The following is a 21,306-nucleotide window of genomic DNA, read 5'->3' as shown; positions in this document are numbered from 1 at the left end:
AACAGTCACCACTTGGTGGGCCGATGACCGATGTTTGCGTGAGGAATCCCCCTTAAGAGGTGAGGCCTCGCAGCAAATGTGTCATGTCATTAGCAATTTCTTAGCGGCCTCACCCATAAACTGGCTAGCTCAGTTTTGTGGAGTTTCCGCATGTCCGTGCTGTGTTTGCCGAAGCGCATCGCCGCTGCCCTGGCCCTGATCGGGTTGTTCGGAGCCGGCAGCGCCGGCGCGGCCACCGGCGCCGCCCTGAAGCCGGACCAGCAACCCGACTTCGCGCGCGTGATCGTGCGCTTCAAGGCCCAGGCGGATGCCGTCAAGGCGCGACCGCTCGCGGCGCGCGCCACCCCCTCCGAAGCGAAGGACATCGCGCAGGTGCGCGGCACGACGCTCGGCCTGAGGCATGCCGCCTCGCTGCAGGCGCGCCGCAGCCTGGACGACCGCACCCACGTCTACACCGCCAGCGGCATGAGCTCGGCGGAACTCGCCAAGCGACTGGCCGCGGACGGCGACGTCGAGTCGGTCGAGGTCGACCGCTGGTGGAAGCACTATTCCACGCCCAATGACGAGTTCTATGCGACCGCCGCCAGCAAGGGCGTCACTGCGGGCCAGTGGTACCTCAAGGCTCCGGATTCGACGGTGCTCTCGTCGATCAACGCGCCGGCGGCCTGGGACAAGTCGACCGGCAGCGGCGTCGTCGTCGCGGTGCTGGACACCGGCGTGCGCATGGACCATCCGGACCTGGCCGGCCAATTCGTCGCCGGCTACGACCTCATCGGCTTCGGCAACCGGAGCGACGCGAACTCGGTCGCCGCCGCCAATGACGGCAACGGTCCCGACAGTGATCCGAGCGACCCGGGCGACTGGGTCGATCAGTCCGACATCGACGGCGGCCGACTGAGCGGCTGCACCGCCGACGACATCGGCTCCAGTTCCTGGCACGGCACGCGCGTGTCGGGCCTGATCGCGGCGCTCACCAACAACGGGCAAGGCATGGCCGGCCTGGCCTACGGCGCCAAGATCCTGCCGGTGCGCGTGCTGGGCAAGTGCGGCGGCTGGGCGTCCGACATCGCCGCGGGCATGCGCTGGGCGGCGGGTGTCGCCGTGCCCGGCCTGCCCACCAACAGCAACCCGGCCAAGGTCATCAACATGAGCCTGGGCGGCGACGGGGCTTGCACCCCGACCTACCAGGACGCGATCACCGCGGCGTACAACAACGGCGTTTCCGTCGTCGTGGCGGCCGGCAACGGCGTCGAGAACGACGACCCGACCAAGGAGGGCGGCATCGCCGTCGGCACGCCGGCCAACTGCGCCAACGTGATCGCGGTCGCCGGTGTGCGCCATGCGGGGACCAAGGTCGGCTTCTCCAACCTCGGCCCGCAGGTGACGATCAGCGCGCCGGGTGGCAACTGCGTCAACACGACGCCCGGCAGCCCCTGCCTGTATCCGATCCTGTCCACCAGCAACAGCGGCACCACGACCCCGGTCGCGAACAACAACGCCTTCAACTTCAGCGGCACCGGCACGAGCTTCTCGACGCCGCTGGTCAGCGGCACGATCGCGCTGATGCTGCAGGTGGATCCGACGCTGACGCCGACGCGGATCAAGGCGGCGCTGCAGTCGTCGGCGCGTGCGTTCCCGGCGCCTGCTGCCGGCGTCGCGCAGTGCGTGGCCGGCAACAGCACGCAGCCGCAACTCGAGTGCAACTGCACGACGGCCACCTGCGGTGCCGGCATGCTGGATGCGAATGCGGCGGTGGCGGCGGTGACGCCTGTCACCACGCCGACGACGCCCACGACGCCGACCACGCCCACTAACACCTCGTCGGGTGGCGGCGGTGGTGGTGCGATGAGCGGCTTCTGGCTGGCCGCGCTGGTGCTGGCGATCGTGGCGTTGCGTTGGCCGAAGCCGCGTCTGGTCAAGAGCCGCTCGGAGTAATCGAGCCAGAACCTGAAGAAGTCCTCGGTAGCAAAACCGGGGCAGTACGGAACTGGTTGGGGACGGTGAGGCGTGAGGTTTCGGAGCTTGCCTCCGGGGCCTCATGCCTCGGCGGCCAACGCCCCGAACGGGTCAGGTGGGCGGTCTCCCGCCAGCGGGGAGAAGCGACAAGGCTTCAGTACTTCCTCGGCCGCTGGCCCTCACCCCTGCCCTCTCCCGCAGGCGGGAGAGGGAGTAAGAAGGGCGGAGCGCTCCTGCAAGCGGAAGAAGCGGCAGAAGCGGGGAGGAAGGGTCAGGTCTTGTCGTCAGCGGCTCGCGCCCGAGCCTGAGCCGTTCGCGGCGCTGGCGGCGGATGACGCCGCCGGCGCCTCCACCGAGCAGTCCTTGCGCTTCTCGCCCCAAGGCGGATTGGCCAGCGCGTTCAGTTTTCCGGATTGCGTGCCATCCAGGCGGGCCACGCGCAGCGTCGTCTGCTGCAGCGGCTCCTGCAGCCGCATCACGCGCAGGCCCTTGTAGTTGCGCTTGGTCATCCCGTCGAGCGCCGCCAGCGCCGCGGCCTCGCTGTCGTGCTTGCTGAGCACCAGCGTCGGCTGTTCGTCGGGGAAGCCCTGCAAGGGTTCGAACGCGATCTTGGCGCTGCGGTAGGTGTCTTCCTTGCGTTCGCGGAAGTCCTTGCTCGGCATCTTGATGGTGGCCAGCGCCCACACGCCGCCGGTGTTGACGGCCGTGGTCTCGATCGACGCCGCCGGGATCCCGGCGTTCGTCAGCGCCGCGTTGGCGCGCTTGAGCAGCTCATCGCCGATCAGCGGCCCCAGTTCCAGGCAGGACCGCGCCGCGAGCTGCGTGACGGCCTTCTGGTTGAGCAGCGACAGCCGCTCCGGGTTGACCTGCTGGTCCAGCCGCGGCGTGGCGGGCGCCACGCCGGCGATCCACCCCTTGTTCCAAGCGAACACCAGCACGTTGACGACGAAGAGCAGGACGACCGCGGCGCGCAGCATCGTGGCTTACCCCTGTCCGGCGGATGTGCCGCCGAGTCGCACGCTGACCTCGCCGCCGCTGACCGTCTGGCGGCCCTGCGGGGTGTCGATCAGCAGTTCGCCGCGATCGCTGACGCCCGCGCCCGTGCCTTCCAGGACGCCGGCGGTGATCGCCTTGCCCTGCAGCAGGTCACGCCGCGCGAAACGCTCGCGCCAGGCGCCGAATCCGGTCTGCGGGAATGCCGCCAGCGCCTTCACCAGCACCGGCGCCAGCCGTGCCAGCGCCTGCGGCGGCGTCACATCGGGAATCAGTTCCTGCAGGCAGGCGAAGCCGGTGTTGAGCTGCGACTCCGCGACCTTCGCGCGGTCCGACACGTTCAGGCCCACGCCGACCACCGCCATGCGCGAACTCCCGGCCGGCACGGTCTCGATCAGGATGCCGCCCAGCTTGCGTTCGTCCAGCCACAGGTCGTTGGGCCACTTCAGGCCGAGGCGGCTGCCCTCGGGGTCGAGCGCCTCGGCGATCGCCGCGCCGACGACCAGCGACAGGCCGGACCAGTCCGCGACCTCCACCGGCATCGACAGCGAGAAGGTCAGCGACGCGCCGGCCGTGCTGTGCCACGCCCGGCCCTGCCGGCCGCGGCCGTGGGTCTGGTGTTCCGCGATCAGCAGGCAAGGATGCAGGTCATGCTGACGGCGCCCGTAGGGTCGATCGCCGGCACGTCCCGCGGCCACGGTGCCTTCGTCGCGGCGCACGCGCTCGATCAGCGTGGCGTTGGTCGATTCGACCCGCGCCAGCACCTCGATGCTGAGCCCCGGCAGCAACGGCTCCAGGTCTTGCCACAGGGCCTCTGCGCCCCAGTTCTGATGTTCTTGCATCGCCGCGAATGTGATCCTGCGATCTCGTCTTGGTCTTCCCGGGCGGGTCGGCCCGGTGGTCGTGAATGGCCGGAGTCTAGAGGGAGATGGCCCCCGTCCGGGGGCCCGCACCATGAATCGGTGGCTGTAGGACCTGACAGGGTCCCCCCCGCCGTTCAGCGCTTGCGCTCCTTGGGCGCCAGCATGGTGCCCCGGCATCCCGGCGTGCCGCACCGGCATTCGAACCGCTTCTTCAGCTTGGGCGTATAGCGTTCGTCGATCACCAGACCATAGTCGTAGAACAGCTCCTCGCCAGGGGAAATGTCCGTCAACGCATGGATGAACACCCGGCCGTCGACCTCCTGGGCCTCGCAGTTGGGGCTGCAGGCGTGGTTGATCCAGCGCGCCTGGTTGCCGCCGACGGCCGCGTCGATGACCCCGCCGGTCTCAAGGTGAAAGTAGAAGGTATGGTCCGGTTGCGACGGATCGTGCGGATGGCGACGCAGGGCTTCGTCCCATTCGATGCGCTCGCCCTTGTATTCGATGAGCTTCTCGCCGGCCTGCAGCGGCACCAGGGCGTACACCCCGCGTCCATGGACGCCGGAGGCGCGGACCTGGATCCGCGTGGACCGCTTGGCGGCAGGCGCCTGGGCGCCCGCGTCCGCGTCCGCGAGCGGATCGATGGGGGCGGGAACACTCGGAGCGGGGCGCGGTTGCGACATGGAGCGAGTCCGGTACATTGAATTCATGGGTGCGCGCGCGTGTACACACGTACGTAGGCGCGTGAGCGCGCGAGGCCGGATTGTAGGCAGGCGTTCATGAAGATCCTGGACACCTGAACGAAGAGGAAAGAAGCAAGCGCATGAGCAAGGCATTGGTGATCGCGGAAAAGCCGTCGGTGGCCCAGGACATCGTCAAGGCGCTGACCGCGCTGTCGGGCAAGTTCGAGAAGCATGACGAGTATTTCGAGAACGACGCGTACGTCGTCAGCTCGGCCGTCGGCCATCTGGTGGAGATCAAGGCGCCGGAGGAGTTCGACGTCAAGCGCGGCAAGTGGAGCTTCGCCCACCTGCCGGTGATCCCGCCGCACTTCGACCTGAACCCGATCGACAAGAGCAAGGGCCGGCTGAACGCGCTGGTCAAGCTGATCAAGCGCAAGGACGTGACCTCGCTGATCAACGCCTGCGACGCGGGGCGCGAAGGGGAACTGATCTTCCGCCTGATCGTCCAGTACGCCGGTACCGCCAAGGCGCAGGTGGCCAAGCCGGTGAGCCGGCTGTGGCTGCAGTCGATGACGCCGCAGGCGATCCGCGACGGCTTCGAGCAGCTGCGCACCGACCAGCAGATGCTGCCGCTGGCCGACGCGGCGCGTTGCCGCTCGGAGGCCGACTGGCTGGTGGGCATCAACGGCACGCGGGCGATGACCGCGTTCAACTCGCGCGACGGCGGTTTCTTCCTGACCACGGTGGGCCGCGTGCAGACGCCGACGCTCTCGATCGTCGTCGAGCGCGAGGAGAAGATCCGCAAGCACGTCTACCGCGACTACTGGGAGATCCGCGGCAGCTTCGACGCCGAGGCCGGCCAGTACGAGGGCAAGTGGTTCGATCCCGCGTTCAACAAGAACGCCGACGATCCCGAGCAGCGCGCCGACCGCGTCTGGACGCAGGCCGAGGCCGACGCGATCGCCGCCGCCGCGCTGGGCCAGCCCGCCACGGTGACCGAGGAGTCCAAGCCCAGCACGACGGCCAGCCCCGGCCTGTACGACCTGACCACGCTGCAGCGGGAGGCGAACTCGCGCTTCGGCTTCTCGGCCAAGACGACGCTGGGCCTGGCACAGGCGCTGTATGAGAAGCACAAGGTGCTGACCTACCCGCGGACCGACTCGCGCTACCTGCCCGAGGACTACCTGATCGTCGCCCAGGACACGGCGCGCATGATCGCCAGCGCGAACATGCCCGGCCCGTTGCAGCCGCTGGCGCAGCACGCGCGCACGGCGCTGGACAAGGGCTACATCAAGCCGACGAAGAAGGTGTTCGACAACACCAAGGTGTCGGATCACTTCGCGATCATCCCGACGCTGCAGGCGCCCAGCAGCCTGACCGAGGCCGAGGCCAAGCTCTACGACATGGTCGTCAAGCGCTTCCTCGCGGTGTTCTTCCCGCCGGCCGAGTTCCAGGTCACGACGCGCATCTCGACGGTGAAGACGCCGGCGAAGTCGTACACCTTCCAGACCAACGGCAAGGTGCTGGTGAAGCCGGGTTGGCAGGCCGTCTACGGCAAGGAAGCCACCGACGAGAACGCCGAGCCGGGCACCAGCGGCGCGATGTTGGTGCCGGTGAAGGCCGGCGAGGTCGTGCGCACCGAAAGCACCGAGGTGAAGGCCCTGGTGACCAAGCCGCCGGCCCGCTACACGGAAGCGACGCTGCTGTCGGCGATGGAAGGCGCGGGCAAGCTGGTCGACGACGACGAGCTGCGCGAGGCCATGGCCGAGAAGGGCCTGGGCACCCCGGCCACGCGGGCCGCGATCATCGAAGGCCTGCTGGCCGAGAAGTACATGCTGCGCGAAGGCCGGGAGATGATCCCGACCGCCAAGGCCTTCCAGCTGATGACGCTGCTGCGCGGCCTCGGCGTGGAGGAACTGACCAAACCCGAGCTGACCGGCAACTGGGAGTTCCAGCTGTCCGAGATGGAGAAGGGCCGCCTCAAGCGCGAGGCCTTCATGGCCGAGATCGCCGCGATGACCGAGAAGGTCGTGCGCAAGGCCAAGGAGTACGACCGCGACACCATCCCGGGCGACTACGCGACGCTGAAGACGCCGTGCCCGAAATGCGGCGGCGTGGTCAAGGAGAACTACCGCCGCTTCACCTGCACCGGCAAGGTCGGCAACGGCGACGAGTGCGGCTTCTCGATCCCCAAGATCCCGGGCGGCCGCAGCTTCGAGCTGGCCGAGGTCGAGACCTTCCTGCGCGACAAGAAGGTCGGCCCGCTGGAGGGTTTCCGCTCCAAGGCGGGCTGGCCCTTCACGGCCGAGCTGGCGCTGGTGTTCGACGCCGAGATCGACAACTGGAAGCTGGAGTTCGACTTCGGCGAGGACGCGAAGAAGGCCGAGGAGAACGGCGAGCCGGTCGACTTCAGCGGCCACACCGCGCTGGGCCACTGCCCGAAGTGCAATGGCCGCGTCTTCGACTTCGGCAGCAATTACGTCTGCGAGCACGCCGTCGGCGACAAGATCACCTGCGACTTCAAGAGCGGCAAGATCATCCTGCAGCAGCCGATCGAGGCCGAGCAGATGACCAAGCTGCTGGCGACCGGCAAGACGGACCTGCTGGAGAACTTCGTCTCCAACAAGACGCGTCGCAAGTTCAAGGCCTTCCTCGCCTACGACAAGAAGGAAGGCAAGGTGATGTTCGAGTTCGAGCCGCGCGCCGCGAAGCCGGGGGCCAAGACCGGCGCCAAACCCGCCGCCAAGTCCACGGCCAAGGCGCCGGCGGCCAAGGCACCCGCGGCCAGGAAGGTCGCTGCGAAGAAGGCGACCGCCAAGGGCTGAGGCCTTCCGGGGCCGCTGGCGCCCGAGACCAGCTTTCGCGCGCCCCCAAATCGCAACCCGTGAAATCCTGGGGGGTCGGTTCGTGCCTCAAAGCCCGGACGCGCCTTGCATTTGCGCGACACTCGACCGCAAACAATCTTGCGATTCAGGAGAGGGCATGCGGTCATGGGTCGATCGACGCTGAGCATCCAGACGCGGCTGGTCGCCGCGCTGAGCCTCAGCGCGACGGTGCTGGTGGGCTTGATCGGCCTGTACTGGGTCGACCGCCACGAGCACGAACTCAACGAGGCGCTGACCGAGCGCCAGCAGCGCATGGCGCAGCTGGTGGCACGCGGCTTCGCGGAACCGGTCTGGAACCTGGACAGCGCCGCGCTGTCGGAGCTGCTGGACGCCGTGATGGCGGATCCGGAGGTCCAGTCGATCACGCTGGCCGCCCCTGGCCTGGAAACGCTGCAGCGCTCGCGCCAGACGGCGGCGGTGCGACCGCTGACGCTGGAATTCGAACTGAGCCACCGCGCCGGGGCACAAGGGCCGGCGGGCGCGCTGGGCCGTGCGACGCTGGTCTACACCCGCAGCTACATCGACCAGACGCTGGGCGAGACGCGCCGTCTGGTGGCCAGCCTGCTGGCGACGGTGCTGCTGGCGATCGCGCTGACCAGCTACGTGCTGGTGCGGCGGCTGGTGGAGCGTCCGGTCTCGCGCCTGCGCAGCCTGGCGCAGCGCGTCGCCAGCGGCGAACTCGGCGCCCACATCGAGCCCGAGCACGCCGACGAGATCGGCGACCTGACCGAGCAGCTCAACGCGATGAGCGGCAAGCTGCGCGACTTCGCGGAAGGCCTGCGCAGCAGCGAGCAGCGCTACCGCAGCCTGTTCGAGAACGCGGCGGAGGGAATCTTCCAGGCCGACGGCCATGGGCGGCTGCTGCGCGTGAACAAGGCGCTGGCGCAGATGCTGGGGCTGGGGCATCCCGAGGCCGCGCAAGGCGTGACCCTGCGGCGCATGGCGCGCATCGAGCGCGACGAGTACCGCCGTCTGGCGCGCGCGCTGGAGCGGCATCGCCTGCTGCAGCAGGTGCCGCTGCTGGTGACGACGCGCGACGGCCGCGACCTGTGGGTCGAGCTGAGCCTGCACCTGGTGCTCGACGGGGCGCCGCGCATCGAGGGCCTGGTCAGCGACATCACGCTGCGCCGGCTGGCGGAGCAGGAACTGACGCAGCATCGCGACCACCTGGAGGAACTCGTCACCGAGCGCACCGTGGAGCTGTCCCAGTCCAAGCAGCGGGCGGAAGCCGCGAATCAGGCGAAGAGCCGCTTCCTGGCCACGATGAGCCACGAGTTCCGCACACCGTTGAACGCGATCCTGGGCTTCGCGCAGCTGCTGCAGATGGACAGCTCGCTCAACGACGCGCAGAAGCATCGCATCCGACTGATGCGCGAATCGGGCGAACATCTGCTGGTGCTGATCACCGACCTGCTGGACGTGGCCAGCATCGAGGCCGGCAAGCTGACGCTGCAGCTGAGCCCGATCGACCTGCGGGCGCTGCTGGAGATCTGCAGCGAATCGATGCGGCCTCGCGCGGCCGAGAAGGGCCTGGCCTTCGCCGTCCAGTTGGACCCGCAGCTGCCCTCTCGCGTGCGGGCCGACGGGCAGCGTCTGCGGCAGGTGCTGCTGAACCTGCTGTCCAACGCGGTGAAGTTCACCGACCACGGGCGCATCGGACTCGCCGTCGACGTGGTGGCGCAAGGGCCCAGCAGCCTGATGCTGCGCTTCACAGTCTCGGACACCGGGATCGGCATGGCGCCGGATCAGATGGAGCGGCTCTTCCAACCGTTCGAGCAGGTGGCCGACCAGTCGCGCCGCACCGGCGGAACCGGGCTCGGGCTCGCGATCAGCCAGCAGCTCGTGCGGCTCATGGGCGGAGAAATCACCGTCGAGACCTCGCCCGATGAAGGCAGCCGGTTCAGCTTCGCGCTGGAGCTGCCGCTGGCGTCCTGACGCGGCCTTTCGAACTTCGCCTCGCCAAGCGCGGGCACTCCACGGTGCAGGGGGCATCCCTCCGGGAACCCCCAGCACCATTCCGGCCCCAGTGGCAATCGCTGACTGCACGTTGAACGGAGGCTGCTGTGCGGGCGGCGCGCGGGCATCGTGCGCCGGGCGGCATACTCCTTCGCCATGACCGCCGTCCTGTTCTACAAGCTGCTGGCAATCTTCATCGCCGCAGGCATGGGCTGGTTCGTCGGGCACATGCGCTGGCTGGGCAAGGCCGGCGGCGAGAACGACCCGGCCCGCATCCTCTCGAACATCGCGTTCTACCTGTTCGTTCCGGCGTTGATGTTCCGGACCACCGCGCGGGTGGAGATCTCGGAACTGCCGTGGCTCACCGTGGCCGCGTTCTTCGCGCCGGTGGTGCTGATGCTCGTCGCCGTCTACCTCTATGAACGCAAGCGCCATCCCGGCAACCCCGCCGCACCCGCCGTGCGCAGCATCACCGCGAGCTTCGGCAACACGCTGCAGGTCGGCGTGCCGCTGGTGGCCGGGGTGTTCGGCGAGAGCGGCCTCGCCGTCCACATCACCGTGGTCAGCCTGCACGCGCTGACGCTGCTGACGCTGGCGACCGTGCTCGTCGAGATGGACCTCGCCCGCCACACAAGCGGCGGCGCGAGCCTGAAGCGGACCATCCTCACGACGATGCGCAACACCGTCATCCACCCGGTGGTGCTGCCGGTGCTGTGCGGCTTCGCCTGGCACGCCACCGGCATCCCGCTACCGGCGGTGCTCGACGAGGTGCTGCAGATGCTGGGCAGCGCAGTGGTGCCGCTGTGCCTGGTGCTGATCGGGATGTCGCTGTCCTACTACGGCCTGCCGCGCGGCGCGATGCGCACGCTGCTCGGCCTGGCCGCGCTCAAGCTGCTGGTGCTGCCCGCGCTGGTGCTGGGCATCGCGCACTGGGGCTTCGGCCTGTCGGGCATGCCGCTCGCCGTCATCGTGATGATGGCGGCGCTGCCGCCGGGCTCGAACGCGATGATGTTCGCGCAACGCTACCGGACGCTGGAAGCGGAAGCCTCCGGCGCCATCGTGCTGGGCACGCTGCTGTTCGCAGCCACGGCACCGATCTGGCTGGCGATTCCAGCCTGGCTCACCTGAACCGGCGGCCCGCCGGTCTGCACCTCGCGACACCAGCACAACCTACCAGCACGAGCTACCAGCACGAGCTACCGGGATAACCGACCAGGACGACATGACGGCACCGACGATGACTTCGAACGCAGCCTCCCCGTTCTCCTTCGTCCGCGCCGACGAAGTGGCGCCGGAGATCCTCCACGCCGCGTTCACCGCGGCGTTCGCCGATTACCTGATCGGCCCGTTCCAGATCCCGTTCGCGCAGTGGCCGATGTTCCTCGCGCGGCAGGGCGTGGACCTGCCGCTGTCGCGCGTGGCGCTCGACCCGACCGGCGCGCCGCTGGCGTTCGCGTTCGTGGCGCCGCGGCCGGTGTCGAATCGCTGGCGCCTCGCGACCATGGGCGCGCTGCCCGCCGCGCGCGGCACCGGGGCCGCGCCCGCGCTGCTCGACGACTTCATCGCCCGCGCGGCCTCGGCCGGACTGCGGGCCGTGGAGCTCGAGGTCTTCGCGCAGAACGAGCGCGCGCGCCGTCTGTATGAGGGCCGCGGCTTCCGCCGGCAGCACGACCTGTTCGGCTACGTCGCCGAACCCGGCACGATCGCGCCGGCCACCGGCGGGGCGCTCCACGCGATCGACATGCCGCATCTGCTGGGCTGGCTGGCCGCCGCCGAGCACCGCATCCCCGACCTGCCGCTGCAGGTCACGGCCGCCACGATCCGGCATGGCGTCGACTATCACGGCTGGCAGACCGCGGACGGCCAGATCGTCTTCAGCCTTCCCGACGAGACCGTGATGGTCCACAGCTTCATCGCGCCGCGCGAGGCCGACGCCCGGGCGCTGATCCAGGCCCTCGCCGCCGTGTACCCGGAGCGCCGCCTGCGCGTGCCCCAGTTGCAGCGCGAGGACCTCGGCGGCGGCGCGCTGCGCGCGCTGGGGGCCGTCGCCCAGCCGCTGCACCAGCAGCTGATGCTGCGGCCGCTTTGACCGGCTCAATCCGCCACGGATGCCATCCTGACCCGGCGTCGTGTTGACGGCGCCTTGACGTGGGACCGGCCAGCCGATCGGTTCCAACTCGCCGAACCTTGATATTTCGGAGTTCCGGCACTTGTGAGGGGCGCCCGCTTTGGTTAGCGTGCCCCGCACCAACATAGAAGGGAAGCGTCCCACCATGCGATTCATGCCTGCGGCACCCGCCGCCATCACCCTGGCCGTCCTGACCGCCCTCGGCGGCACCGCCCTCACCTCCGCGGCCCTGGCCGCGCCGGCCGCGGCCGGCACCAGCGCCGTCTCCGCCGTCGGCGGCACGCTCAACGTGAAGCTGGAGAAGGTGAAGCTGGCCAACGGCTTCGAGGTGATCCTGGTCGAGGACCACAGACTGCCGCTGGTGGCCTTCAACCTGTGGGTGCACGCCGGACCGCGCAACGAGGCGCCAGGCCAGACCGGCTTCGCCCACCTGTTCGAACACCTGATGTTCGCCGGCACCCGCCACATCCCGCGCGGCACGGCCGACAAGATCATCGACGCCGCCGGCGGCACCGATTCCAACGGCTCGACCGACTTCGACCGGACGAACTACTTCTTCACGCTGCCGTCCAACCAGCTCGAACTGGGCCTGTGGCTGAAGTCGGACATGCTGGGCTACATGATCGACGAGGTCGATTCGGTGTCGCTGGCCAACCAGCAGGACGTGGTGCGCAACGAGCGCCGCCAGTCCGTCGAGAACCGCCCCTACGGCATCGTCGAGGAAGCGCTGTACCAGGCGCTGTTCCCCGAGGGCCATCCGTACCGCGCCACGGTGATCGGCTCGCACGCCGACATCCAGTCGATCAAGCTGAACGACGTCAAGGCCTTCGCCCGCAGCTACTACCGCCCGAACAACGCGACCCTGGTGCTGGCCGGCGACTTCGATCCGGCGCAGGCCAGGCAACTGGTGCAGAAATATTTCGGCCCGCTGAAGGCTGGCGATCCGGTGCCGCCGGTCAACGTGCCGCAGCCGAAGCTGACCGAGGAGAAGCGCGTCGAGGTCACCGACCGCATCGAGCTCCCGCGCCTGGACATCGCCTGGCACACCCCCGCCGTGTTCCAGCCCGGCGACGCCGAGCTGGACCTCGCCTCGCACGTGCTGGGCGGCGGCAAGTCCAGCCGCCTCTACAAGACGCTGGTCTATGACAAGCAGCTGGCGCAGTCGGTGCAGGTGCAGCAGTACTCGCTGTCGCTGGGCTCGGTGTTCTCGGTCGAGGTGATCGCGCGTCCCGGCAAGTCGCTGGACGAGATCCAGAAGATCGTCGACGACGCGGTCGCGGACCTGTCCGTCAACCCGCCCACGCCCGAGGAGATGGCCCGCGCCCGCGCCGCCATCGAGACCGGCACGCTGGCGCGCCTGGAGAAGGTCCAGGCCCTGGCCGACCAGATCAACTACTACAACCAGCAGGCCGGCGATCCGAACTACATCGGCAAGGACCTGGCGCGCTACCAGGCGATCACGCCGGAGAAGATCCGCGACGTCGTCGCGCAGCAGCTGAAGAAGAACGCCCGCGTCGTCGTGCTGGCGACGCCCGGCGAGCAGAAGCTGGCGCCGGAAGTCGCGACCCCGCCGATGGCGGACAAGGCCGCCAAGGGCGAGCGCGAGTCGATGAACGCCGACGTCGCCTGGCGCAAGACGCAGCCCAAGGGCGGCAAGGCCAAGGCGCCGGTGCTGCCGGAAGGCAAGCGGATGACGCTGGCCAACGGCTTGACGCTGATCCACGTGCCGAATCCGGGCCTGCCGCTGGTGAGCGCGACGCTGGTCGTGCGCGCCGGCCAGACCGCGAACCCGGCGGACCGTCCGGGCCTGTCGAGCTTCACCGCCGGCATCCTGCAGCAAGGCACGCAGACGCGCACCGCGCAGCAGATCGCCGACGAGGCCGCCGCGCTGGGCGCGGCGATCACCACGGGCGCCGGCCGCGACGAAGCCCGCATCGAGGCCAGCAGCCTGAAGCGCAACTTTGCGCAGACGCTGGCGCTGGTCGCCGACGTGACGCTGCACCCGGCCTTCGATGCCGCCGAGATCGCGCGCCTGCAGAACCAGCGCCTGGCTGCGCTGCAGCAGCAGCGCGAGCAGGCGCCGGCCGTCGCGTCGGTGGTCTCCAACCGCGTGATCTACGGGGAAGGCCATCCGCTGGCCAAGGCCGCCATCGGCGACGAGGCCTCGATCAAGGCCACCGACGCCGCCGCGCTGCGCCAGTTCTGGTCGACGCACTACCGGCCCGACCAGGCCGCGCTGGTGGTCGCCGGCGACATCTCGGCCGACGAGCTCAAGTCGCTGGCCGAGCGCCTGTTCGGCGGCTGGGAACGTCCGACGGCGGCCGCCGCCGCGGTCAACGCCGCCGCGCCGCAGCCGGTCGCCGCCCGCGTGATCCTGGTCGACAAGCCGAACGCGCCGCAGACCGCGCTGAGCGTCGTCGCGCCCGGACCGAAGTCCGGCACGCCCGACGCCGAGGACATCAAGGTCATGAACGCCGCGATGGGCGGTCTCTTCACGTCGCGCATCAACACGCAGCTGCGCGAGGTCAAGGGCTACACCTACGGCATCTACTCGGCCTACACGATGAACCGCGACAGCGGCCTGTTCGGCATCCGCGGCAGCGTGCGCACCGACGTCACCGGCCCGGCGCTGACCGACATGTTCAAGGAGATCGACGGCATGCGCGCCAAGCCGATGGGCGCCGACGAGCTGAACCGCGTGCGCAACGCGCAGCTGCTGGCGCTGCCGGGGCTGTTCGACACCAACCGCGTCGTGGCCTCGAGCTACGCCAGTGAATGGGCGGTCGGCGCGCCGGCGGACAGCATCACGTCGCTGCCGCGCAAGTACGGTGCCGTGAACGCCGGCAGCGCCTACAAGGCGACCAAGACCTACGTCGATCCGGCCGCGCTGATCGTCGTGGCCGTCGGCGACAAGGCGAAGGTGCTGCCGCAGCTGGAGGTTTTCGGTCGCAAGCCGCTGGAGATCCGCGACCTGCAGGGCGCGCCGGTCGACGTGACCGCGCCGTCGGCGCCCGCCTCGGCCGCCAAGCCGTGATCCGCCAGGCCGTGACGGCCTGACGACCACGCAGAACGGACGCCTCGGCGTCCGTTCTTCATTGCGTCGTCCCTGGGATCAATGCGGCAGCATCAGCGGCAGCGTGGCGCTCAAGACGGCCCTCAAAACGGCGCTCAGGACGGCGCTCAGGACGGCGTCAGATGGTCGATCGCCGCCTCCACGCGGCCCCGGTCGTGCGTGCTCAGCCCGCGCGCGGCCTGCCGGTACTGCGTCACCACCTCCGGATCCGCCGGCAGGTGCTCCGCCAGCGTGATCAGCAGCTCGGCGCGATCGAAGCCGGCGCTCATGCCGACCGCGGCGCGCAGCACCTGCAGCGCGACCTCGCGGTCGACCCGGGTCTCGTCCATCAACGCGGTCAGCGCCGAGCGGCGGTCGAAGTCGCCGGCGATGCCGCGCACCGCGTCGACATAGGCCGCGGCATACGGCCCCGCGTCCCCGTGCATCTGGTGCGCCGCCGCCTCGAGCACGGTGCGCCGGTCGAAGTCGCCGCCGATCATGTCGCTCGCGGCGATCGCCGTGCGCAGGCGGTCCGGCGTGGCCTCGCGGTCCTCGTCGATGAGCGCGACGATGGCCGTGCGCTTGTCGAAGTCGCCGCCGAAGCCGCGCACCGCCTGCTGCCACGCGGTCATCACGGCCGCGTCGTTGGCCAGTTGCGGGGACAGCGCCACCAGCACCTCGCGGCGGTCGAAGTCGCCGCTGAGCGTCGGCACCTGCTCGAGCAAGGCGCGCTGCTGACCCGGCGCCAGCGTCCGATGCTGGATCAGCGCGATGAACGCGGTGCGGCGCTGGAAGTCGTCCGTCATCCCGCCGGCCAGCGCGATCAGTTGGGACACGGTCTCGTCGCTCTGCGGGCCGCTCTCGAGCAGCGCCTCGATGCGGCTGCGACGCGCCATGGCGTCCCCGGCCTTGCCGATGTCCGCGAGTGCCGCCTCGGTGCCGCCCTGGCGGAGCAGGCGTTGCACCCGCGGGCCGCTGCCTTGGACACTCTCGGCGATGAGACCGATCTGGCCGGCGATCCAGGCCCGCGCCTGCGCATCGATCGGCTTCGTGTCGCCGTCGAGCCAGAAGCGACGCACCTGCCCGCCCTTCCCGTCGGCGACGATCTCGAGGCGGCGCGTCACGCCGTCGGCCCGTTCCATGATCGTGAGCTTGTCGTCGAGCGAGACGAGGTCGGACTCGTCGTCGTTGAACGCCAGATCCCCCGAGTAGTTCACGCGCCGCTCGACGCCGTCGGCGATCACGACCTGCCGCGTGACCTTCATGCCGCTGAACGCCGACGAGACCGCGCCGCTGACGCCGCTCAGGTCGACGCTGAACCGGGGCGCCTTGCCGATGACCAGCATCGGCACGGCCAGCGCCACGGCGCACAGGCCGCCGGCGATCAGCACGCGGCCCAGGCGGCGACGTGCGGGGGAAGTTGCAGCCATCGGGGAGTTCTCCAGCAGCGCATCCATGCGCGTCATCAACGGGGACCGGGTCGCGGCCATCGCACTGGCCAGCACCGGCATCGCGCGCGTGCCGCGCCGGCCGTCGAGCGCCGCGGTCGCGGCCGCCAGGTCGCGCGCGCAGACGTACAGGCCCTCGGCCAGCGGCATGGCACCGGCCTCGGCGGCGGCCCAGGCGTCGCAGGCCAGCTCGGCGAGCAGGTCCAGCCGGCGCATCGCCAGCCGGTTCAGCGGCTGCAGCCAGCCGAGCTGCGACACCAGCCGGGCGGCCAGGCGCCAGGCGAGGTCATGCCGGCGGAGGTGCGCCACTTCATGCGCGAGGACCGCCACGCGCTGCTGGCCGTCGAGCGTGCGCATCAGGCGTTGCGGCAGGCAGATCTGTCCGCCGGGGGCGACCAGCGGGCTGGGCCAGTGCGGGCTCACGCGCAGCGTCGGCGCGCGAACGCCGGCGATGCCGGCGAGGTCGGCCGCGGCCTGGTGGAGTTCGGCGTCCTCGCAGACCGGCAGCGCGCGCACCTGGCGGCGCAGTCGCAGCCAACGGACCAGCGTGAGCCCGAGGCCGGACAGCGCGACCAGCGGCCAGGACAGCAACAGCGCGGCAAGACCGTCGCGCAGGAGTTCGCGGCGCCGGATCATCGCGCCATCGCCGATGTCGCCGATGTCGACGACGCGATCCGCGGCCACCGTCAGGTGATCGGCCGGCCGCTCGATGAGCGATGGGCTCGGCGAAGGGTTCGGCGATGGGGCGGGTGTCGGCGCCGGCGCCGGCGTCGATCCGCGCTCGACGCTCGACGACAGCGCGTCCTCCGGACCGGCATCGCCGTTCCCGACGTGCTGCGCCGTCGGCGCCCAGAGGTCGGGCAACGCGACCCGCGTGACCTGTGTGAGCGGCTGCACGCTCGCCGTCAGCACCGCGCCGAAGAAGGCCGCACGCCAGAACGCCTCGCGCCACGCGGGGTGCTTCAGCCAGCCGGCGCGCTCCAGCGCCCAGACACCGCCGAGCAGCACGGTGCTGTGCAGCAGGTAGTTCAACAACCAGCTGGTGAGGGCTTCAATCATGGCGGCCTCCCTTGCTCTTCAGCAGCGCGCGCATCTTGGCGAGGTCGTCGTCACCGAGTCCGCCTTCCTCGACCAGATGGCTCAGCAACGCCTCGGGCCGGCCGCCGAAGAGCGTGCTCAGCAGCCCCGACACCATCGAGCGCTGCACCTCCGGCTCACTCACCGCGGCGCGGTAGACCAGCGCGCGGCCGTCGCGCTCACTGGCGATGAGGCCGCGCTTCTCCAGTCGCGACAGCAGCGTCGCCACGGTCGTGTGCGCGAGCGGGCGCTGCTGGTCGCGCAGCGCCTCCGCCACCTCGGCGGTGCTGGCCTGCCCGCGCGCCCACAGCACGCGCATCAGCGCCAGCTGCAGCTCGCTGAGCGACACATCGCCCTTGCCGTCGTCGTTGATCGACTCGTCCATCGTCGGATCCCGTATCTCTACACCTGTCGTACTACAACTGTAGAAGATCGGACGTCGCCACCGCAAGTGCCGGGTTCCTGGGACAAACCCTCACCCTGCCCGCCCGCAGGCTGATGTGCCGGGACCTGGGTGACAGGCGTGCCGGGTATGCCGGGTGTGCCGGGACATGGGTGACACCGCGAAGGCTCTCCTTGCGGCTTTCGATGGCCCCGGCGCGGCGACGCCGGCGGGGCATCGGTCAGAATCCAAGACCTATGACCGACCTCAGCGCCTACATGACCGGCGTCGGCGAGGCGGCCCGCGCGGCCGCGACGCTGATGGCCGCCGCCCCGACCGCCGCCCGCAACCTCGCCCTGCAGGCGCTGGCCCGCCGCCTGCGCGAGGCCGGCCCGGCGCTCGCGACCGAGAACGGACGCGACCTCGCCGCCGCCACCGCCTCGGGCCTGGATGCCCCGATGGTCGACCGCCTGCGACTGACCGCGAAGGTGCTGGCCACCGTCGCCGAGGGCTGCGAGCAGATCGCCGCAATGCCTGACCCCATCGGCGAGATCACCGGCATGAAGCGCCGGCCGACCGGCATCAGCGTCGGGCAGATGCGCGTGCCGCTGGGCGTGTTCGGCATGATCTACGAGAGCCGTCCCAACGTGACCATCGAGGCCGCCTCGCTGGCGATCAAGAGCGGCAACGCCTGCATCCTGCGCGGCGGTTCCGAGGCGCTGCACAGCAACCTGGCGCTCGCGGCGCTGGTGGCGGACAGCCTGGAGGAAGCCGGCCTGCCGCGCGACGCGGTGCAGCTGGTCAACACGACCGACCGCGCGGCGGTGGGCCTGCTGATCGCGATGCCCGCCTACGTCGACGTCATCATCCCGCGCGGCGGCAAGGGCCTGATCGAGCGCATCAGCCGCGAGGCCCGCGTGCCGGTGATCAAGCACCTGGACGGGAACTGCCACAGCTACGTCGACGCCGAGGTCGACCTGGACCTGGCGGTGACCGTCGTCGACAACGCGAAGACGCAGAAGTACAGCCCCTGCAACGCGACCGAATCGCTGCTGGTCCACGCGAAGCAGGCGGCGGACTTCCTGCCCCGCATCGGCATGGTGTTCGCGGCCAAGGGCGTGGAGATGCGCGGCTGCGCGCGCACGCTGGCGCTGCTGGAAGCGGTGCCGCGCGACCTGCTCAAGCCCGCGACGGCCGAGGACTGGGACACCGAATACCTCGCGCCCATCATCAGCATCAAGGTCGTGGACTCGCTCGACGAGGCGATCGCGCATGTCAACCGGCATGGCTCGCACCACACCGACGCGATCCTGACGACCAACCACGTCAGCGCGATGCGCTTCCTGCGCGAGGTCGATTCGGCCAGCGTGATGGTCAACGCCAGCACGCGCTTCGCCGACGGCTTCGAGTACGGCCTGGGCGCCGAGATCGGCATCTCCACCGACAAGTTCCACGCCCGCGGCCCGGTGGGCCTGGAGGGGCTGACGTCGATGAAGTGGGTGGTGCTCGGCCAGGGCGAGATCAGGAGCTGATCCCGCCCCGACGCGCACCGTGCGGTCGACCTCGGCGCCCCCCGGTTACAACAGCACTTGGGCGATGGCGGCGGTGTCGGCCGTGGGTTCAGCGGCCTGCGCCGATGACAATGCCGTTGAGATGGCGGCCGTGGCGGCCAGCGCAAACGTGAGCAGTCGTTGCATGCGTTCCCTCCTGGACGGCCACGCTATTGCGGTGCTGGCACACTTCCGGCCTGCCGCTTTCCCCGACAACCGCTGGTCCTCCGCCCACCATTTCCCCATGTCCGACGCCGCCACCGCTCCGATTCCCGCCGTCCACGCCTCGCGCCGCAAGGCGCTGGTGCTCTTCTCCGGCGGCCAGGATTCCACCGCCTGCCTGGCCTGGGCGCTGGACCGCTTCGCCGAGGTGGAAACGCTGGGCTTCGACTACGGCCAGCGGCACCGCATCGAGCTCGACTGCCGCCAGACGGTGCGCGCGCAGATCGTCGCGCAGTTCCCGCAGTGGGCCGCCAAGCTCGGCGAGGACCACCTGCTCGACCTCGGCCTGCTCGGCCAGATCTCCGACACCGCGTTGACGCAGGAACGCGCGATCGAGCTGCAGGCCAACGGCCTGCCGAATACCTTCGTGCCGGGCCGCAACCTGCTGTTCCTGACCTTCGCCGCGACGCTGGCCTACCGCCGCGGCGCATCGGTGCTGGTCGGCGGCATGTGCGAGACGGACTTCTCCGGCTACCCCGACTGCCGCGACAACACGCTCAAGGCGCTGCAGGTGGCGCTGAGCCTGGGGCTGGACACGCCGATGACGCTGGACACGCCGCTGATGTTCCTGACCAAGGCGCAGACCTGGGCGCTGACGGCGTCGCTCGGCGGCGCGGCCTTCAACGACCTGATCATCGAGCACACCCACACCTGCTACCTCGGCGAGCGCAAGACCCGGCACGCTTGGGGCTGGGGCTGCGGCCACTGCCCCGCCTGCGAGCTGCGCGCCAAGGGCTGGCACGAGTTCCAGGGTTCGAAGGCGGCCGGCCCGGCCGCCGCGCCCTGAGCAGCGCGATCGCCGACGACGCCATGAACGACGTGACCGGGGTGCATTGGAACTGGTGGTTGTGGGGCCTGGCCGCGGTGCTGGCGTTCTGGGGCATCGGCGCCTACAACCGCGTGATGCTGCTGCGCAATGAGATCGGCAAGGCCTACGCGCAGCTGGACGACGCGCTGACGCGCCGCTTCGCCCATGGCGACCTGCTGCTGGAACGGCTGCGGGAGCGGCTGCCCAGCGAGCAGGCCAGCCTCGACGCGCTGGCCGCGGCGCAGGTCGAGGCCAAGGCCGCCGCGCAGGCGGTGCGCGCCCGGCCCTACGCGGCGGACCCGGTGGCGCACCTCGCGGTGGCCGCGGCGGTGCACGGCGCCGCGATGACGCGGATGGTGTCGCTGGTCGAGCACCATGCGGAACTGAGCGCCGATCCGGACCTCGGCGGCGCCGTCGACGAACTCAAGATGATCGACCGCCAGCGGGCGTTCTCGCGGCAGGTCTTCAACCAGGCGGTCGACGCGTACAACGCGGCGATCCGGCAGTTCCCGACCCGGGTGCTGGCGAGCTTCGTCGGCTTCAGCGAGGCGCGCAGCCTCTGAGCGGCAGCGACGTGGGGCGGATCAGCCCTTCTTGTTCTTCATCAGGGCGAGGAACTCCGCGCGCAGCGTCGCATCCTTCAGGAACGAGCCGCGCATGACGCTGTTGGTCATCGTCGAGTCCATGTCCTTGACGCCGCGCCAGTGCATGCAGAAGTGGTCCGCGTCCATGACGATCGCGAGGCCGTCCGGCTTGACGCGGTCCTGGAGCTCGTCGGCCAGCATCACGACGGCTTCTTCCTGGATCTGCGGGCGGCTCATGATCCACTCGGTCAGGCGCACGTACTTGGACAGGCCGATGAGGTTCGAGTGCTCGCTCGGCAGCAGGCCGATCCAGACCTTGCCGATGATGGGGCACAGGTGGTGCGAGCAGGCGCTGCGCACGGTGATCGGGCCGACGATCATCAGTTCGTTCAGACGCTCGGCGTTGGGGAACTCGGTCACCGTCGGCGGCGGCGCGTAGCGGCCCGCGAAGACCTCCTTCACGAACATCTTCGCCACCCGCTTGGCCGTCTCCTGCGTGTTGTGGTCGCTGTCGGTGTCGATCACCAGCGACTGCAGCACCTCCTGCATCCGCGTCTGCACCTCGGCCTGCAGCTGGTCGAGTTCGCCCGCCTCGATGAAGGCGGCGATGTTGTCGTTGGCATGGTGGCGCTTTCCAGCCTTCACGAGCCGGTAGCGGATGCGCTCGGAGGTCGGCAGCGCGGCCAGTTCGTCGGGGCTCAGGATCAAGGTGCTCGTCATGG

General features: G+C 69.9%; 15 protein-coding genes. 9 read left to right on the top strand and 6 right to left on the bottom strand.

Annotated features, from left to right (window positions below; translation table 11 throughout):
* The first annotated feature begins 150 nt into the window (after positions 1 to 150).
* A complete protein-coding gene (locus tag AC07O8_RS04200) occupies positions 151 to 1,935 on the top strand; it encodes a S8 family peptidase (RefSeq protein WP_495046827.1) in 1,785 nt (594 codons plus the stop codon).
* Between the two features lie 305 nt (positions 1,936 to 2,240).
* On the opposite strand, the gene AC07O8_RS04195 is transcribed toward AC07O8_RS04200, so the two are convergent.
* From AC07O8_RS04195 to AC07O8_RS04185, 3 genes are all read right to left on the bottom strand, one after another.
* Positions 2,241 to 2,933: a hypothetical protein gene (locus tag AC07O8_RS04195; RefSeq protein ID WP_495046826.1), complete on the bottom strand. Its 693-nt coding sequence runs from the start codon at positions 2,931 to 2,933 to the stop codon at positions 2,241 to 2,243.
* A 6-nt stretch (positions 2,934 to 2,939) separates the two neighbouring features.
* A complete protein-coding gene (locus AC07O8_RS04190) occupies positions 2,940 to 3,791 on the bottom strand; it encodes a biotin--[acetyl-CoA-carboxylase] ligase (RefSeq protein WP_495046825.1) in 852 nt (283 codons plus the stop codon).
* A 155-nt stretch (positions 3,792 to 3,946) separates the two neighbouring features.
* Positions 3,947 to 4,492: an SET domain-containing protein gene (locus AC07O8_RS04185; RefSeq protein WP_495046824.1), complete on the bottom strand. Its 546-nt coding sequence runs from the start codon at positions 4,490 to 4,492 to the stop codon at positions 3,947 to 3,949.
* A 140-nt stretch (positions 4,493 to 4,632) separates the two neighbouring features.
* Between AC07O8_RS04185 and AC07O8_RS04180 the strand changes: the two genes are divergently transcribed.
* The 5 genes from AC07O8_RS04180 (at position 4,633) to AC07O8_RS04160 (ending at position 14,495) form a co-directional block, all read left to right on the top strand.
* Positions 4,633 to 7,317, top strand: coding sequence for a DNA topoisomerase III (locus AC07O8_RS04180; RefSeq protein ID WP_495046823.1), 2,685 nt, complete (start codon positions 4,633 to 4,635; stop codon positions 7,315 to 7,317).
* A gap of 165 nt (positions 7,318 to 7,482) precedes the next feature.
* Complete coding sequence (locus AC07O8_RS04175) at positions 7,483 to 9,312, top strand: ATP-binding protein (RefSeq protein WP_495046822.1); 1,830 nt, start codon at positions 7,483 to 7,485, stop codon at positions 9,310 to 9,312.
* Between the two features lie 177 nt (positions 9,313 to 9,489).
* Positions 9,490 to 10,461 (top strand): AEC family transporter, encoded by a 972-nt coding sequence (locus tag AC07O8_RS04170; protein ID WP_495046821.1) that lies wholly within the window; start codon positions 9,490 to 9,492, stop codon positions 10,459 to 10,461.
* A gap of 109 nt (positions 10,462 to 10,570) precedes the next feature.
* On the top strand, positions 10,571 to 11,422 hold the full coding sequence (locus AC07O8_RS04165; protein WP_495046820.1) for a GNAT family N-acetyltransferase: 852 nt from the start codon (positions 10,571 to 10,573) through the stop codon (positions 11,420 to 11,422).
* A gap of 184 nt (positions 11,423 to 11,606) precedes the next feature.
* A complete protein-coding gene (locus AC07O8_RS04160; protein WP_495046819.1) occupies positions 11,607 to 14,495 on the top strand; it encodes a M16 family metallopeptidase in 2,889 nt (962 codons plus the stop codon).
* A 146-nt stretch (positions 14,496 to 14,641) separates the two neighbouring features.
* On the opposite strand, the gene AC07O8_RS04155 is transcribed toward AC07O8_RS04160, so the two are convergent.
* Complete coding sequence (locus AC07O8_RS04155) at positions 14,642 to 17,020, bottom strand: M56 family metallopeptidase (RefSeq protein WP_495046818.1); 2,379 nt, start codon at positions 17,018 to 17,020, stop codon at positions 14,642 to 14,644.
* On the bottom strand, positions 17,013 to 17,423 hold the full coding sequence (locus AC07O8_RS04150) for a BlaI/MecI/CopY family transcriptional regulator (RefSeq protein WP_495046817.1): 411 nt from the start codon (positions 17,421 to 17,423) through the stop codon (positions 17,013 to 17,015). Before AC07O8_RS04150 ends, AC07O8_RS04155 begins: the two co-directional genes overlap by 8 nt.
* Before the next feature lie 254 nt (positions 17,424 to 17,677).
* Here AC07O8_RS04150 and AC07O8_RS04145 point away from each other — a divergent pair, with 254 nt between their 5' ends.
* From AC07O8_RS04145 to AC07O8_RS04135, 3 genes are all read left to right on the top strand, one after another.
* Positions 17,678 to 18,952 carry a glutamate-5-semialdehyde dehydrogenase gene (locus tag AC07O8_RS04145; RefSeq protein ID WP_495046816.1) on the top strand — a complete coding sequence of 425 codons (1,275 nt, stop codon included), beginning with the start codon at positions 17,678 to 17,680 and terminating at the stop codon, positions 18,950 to 18,952.
* A gap of 262 nt (positions 18,953 to 19,214) precedes the next feature.
* A complete protein-coding gene (gene queC / locus AC07O8_RS04140) occupies positions 19,215 to 19,979 on the top strand; it encodes a 7-cyano-7-deazaguanine synthase QueC (RefSeq protein ID WP_495046972.1) in 765 nt (254 codons plus the stop codon).
* Between the two features lie 23 nt (positions 19,980 to 20,002).
* Positions 20,003 to 20,563 carry a LemA family protein gene (locus AC07O8_RS04135; protein WP_495046815.1) on the top strand — a complete coding sequence of 187 codons (561 nt, stop codon included), beginning with the start codon at positions 20,003 to 20,005 and terminating at the stop codon, positions 20,561 to 20,563.
* Between the two features lie 21 nt (positions 20,564 to 20,584).
* Here the strand turns inward: AC07O8_RS04135 and folE are convergent, their stop codons facing one another.
* Positions 20,585 to 21,304: a GTP cyclohydrolase I gene (gene folE / locus AC07O8_RS04130; RefSeq protein ID WP_495046814.1), complete on the bottom strand. Its 720-nt coding sequence runs from the start codon at positions 21,302 to 21,304 to the stop codon at positions 20,585 to 20,587.
* Between the last annotated feature and the right edge of the window lie 2 nt (positions 21,305 to 21,306).

The sequence above is a fragment of the Roseateles sp. GW821-FHT09G09 genome, assembly GCF_059415965.1.
The sequence above is the reverse complement of the archived record's forward strand: the minus strand, read 5'-3'. Positions and strand labels throughout refer to the sequence as shown.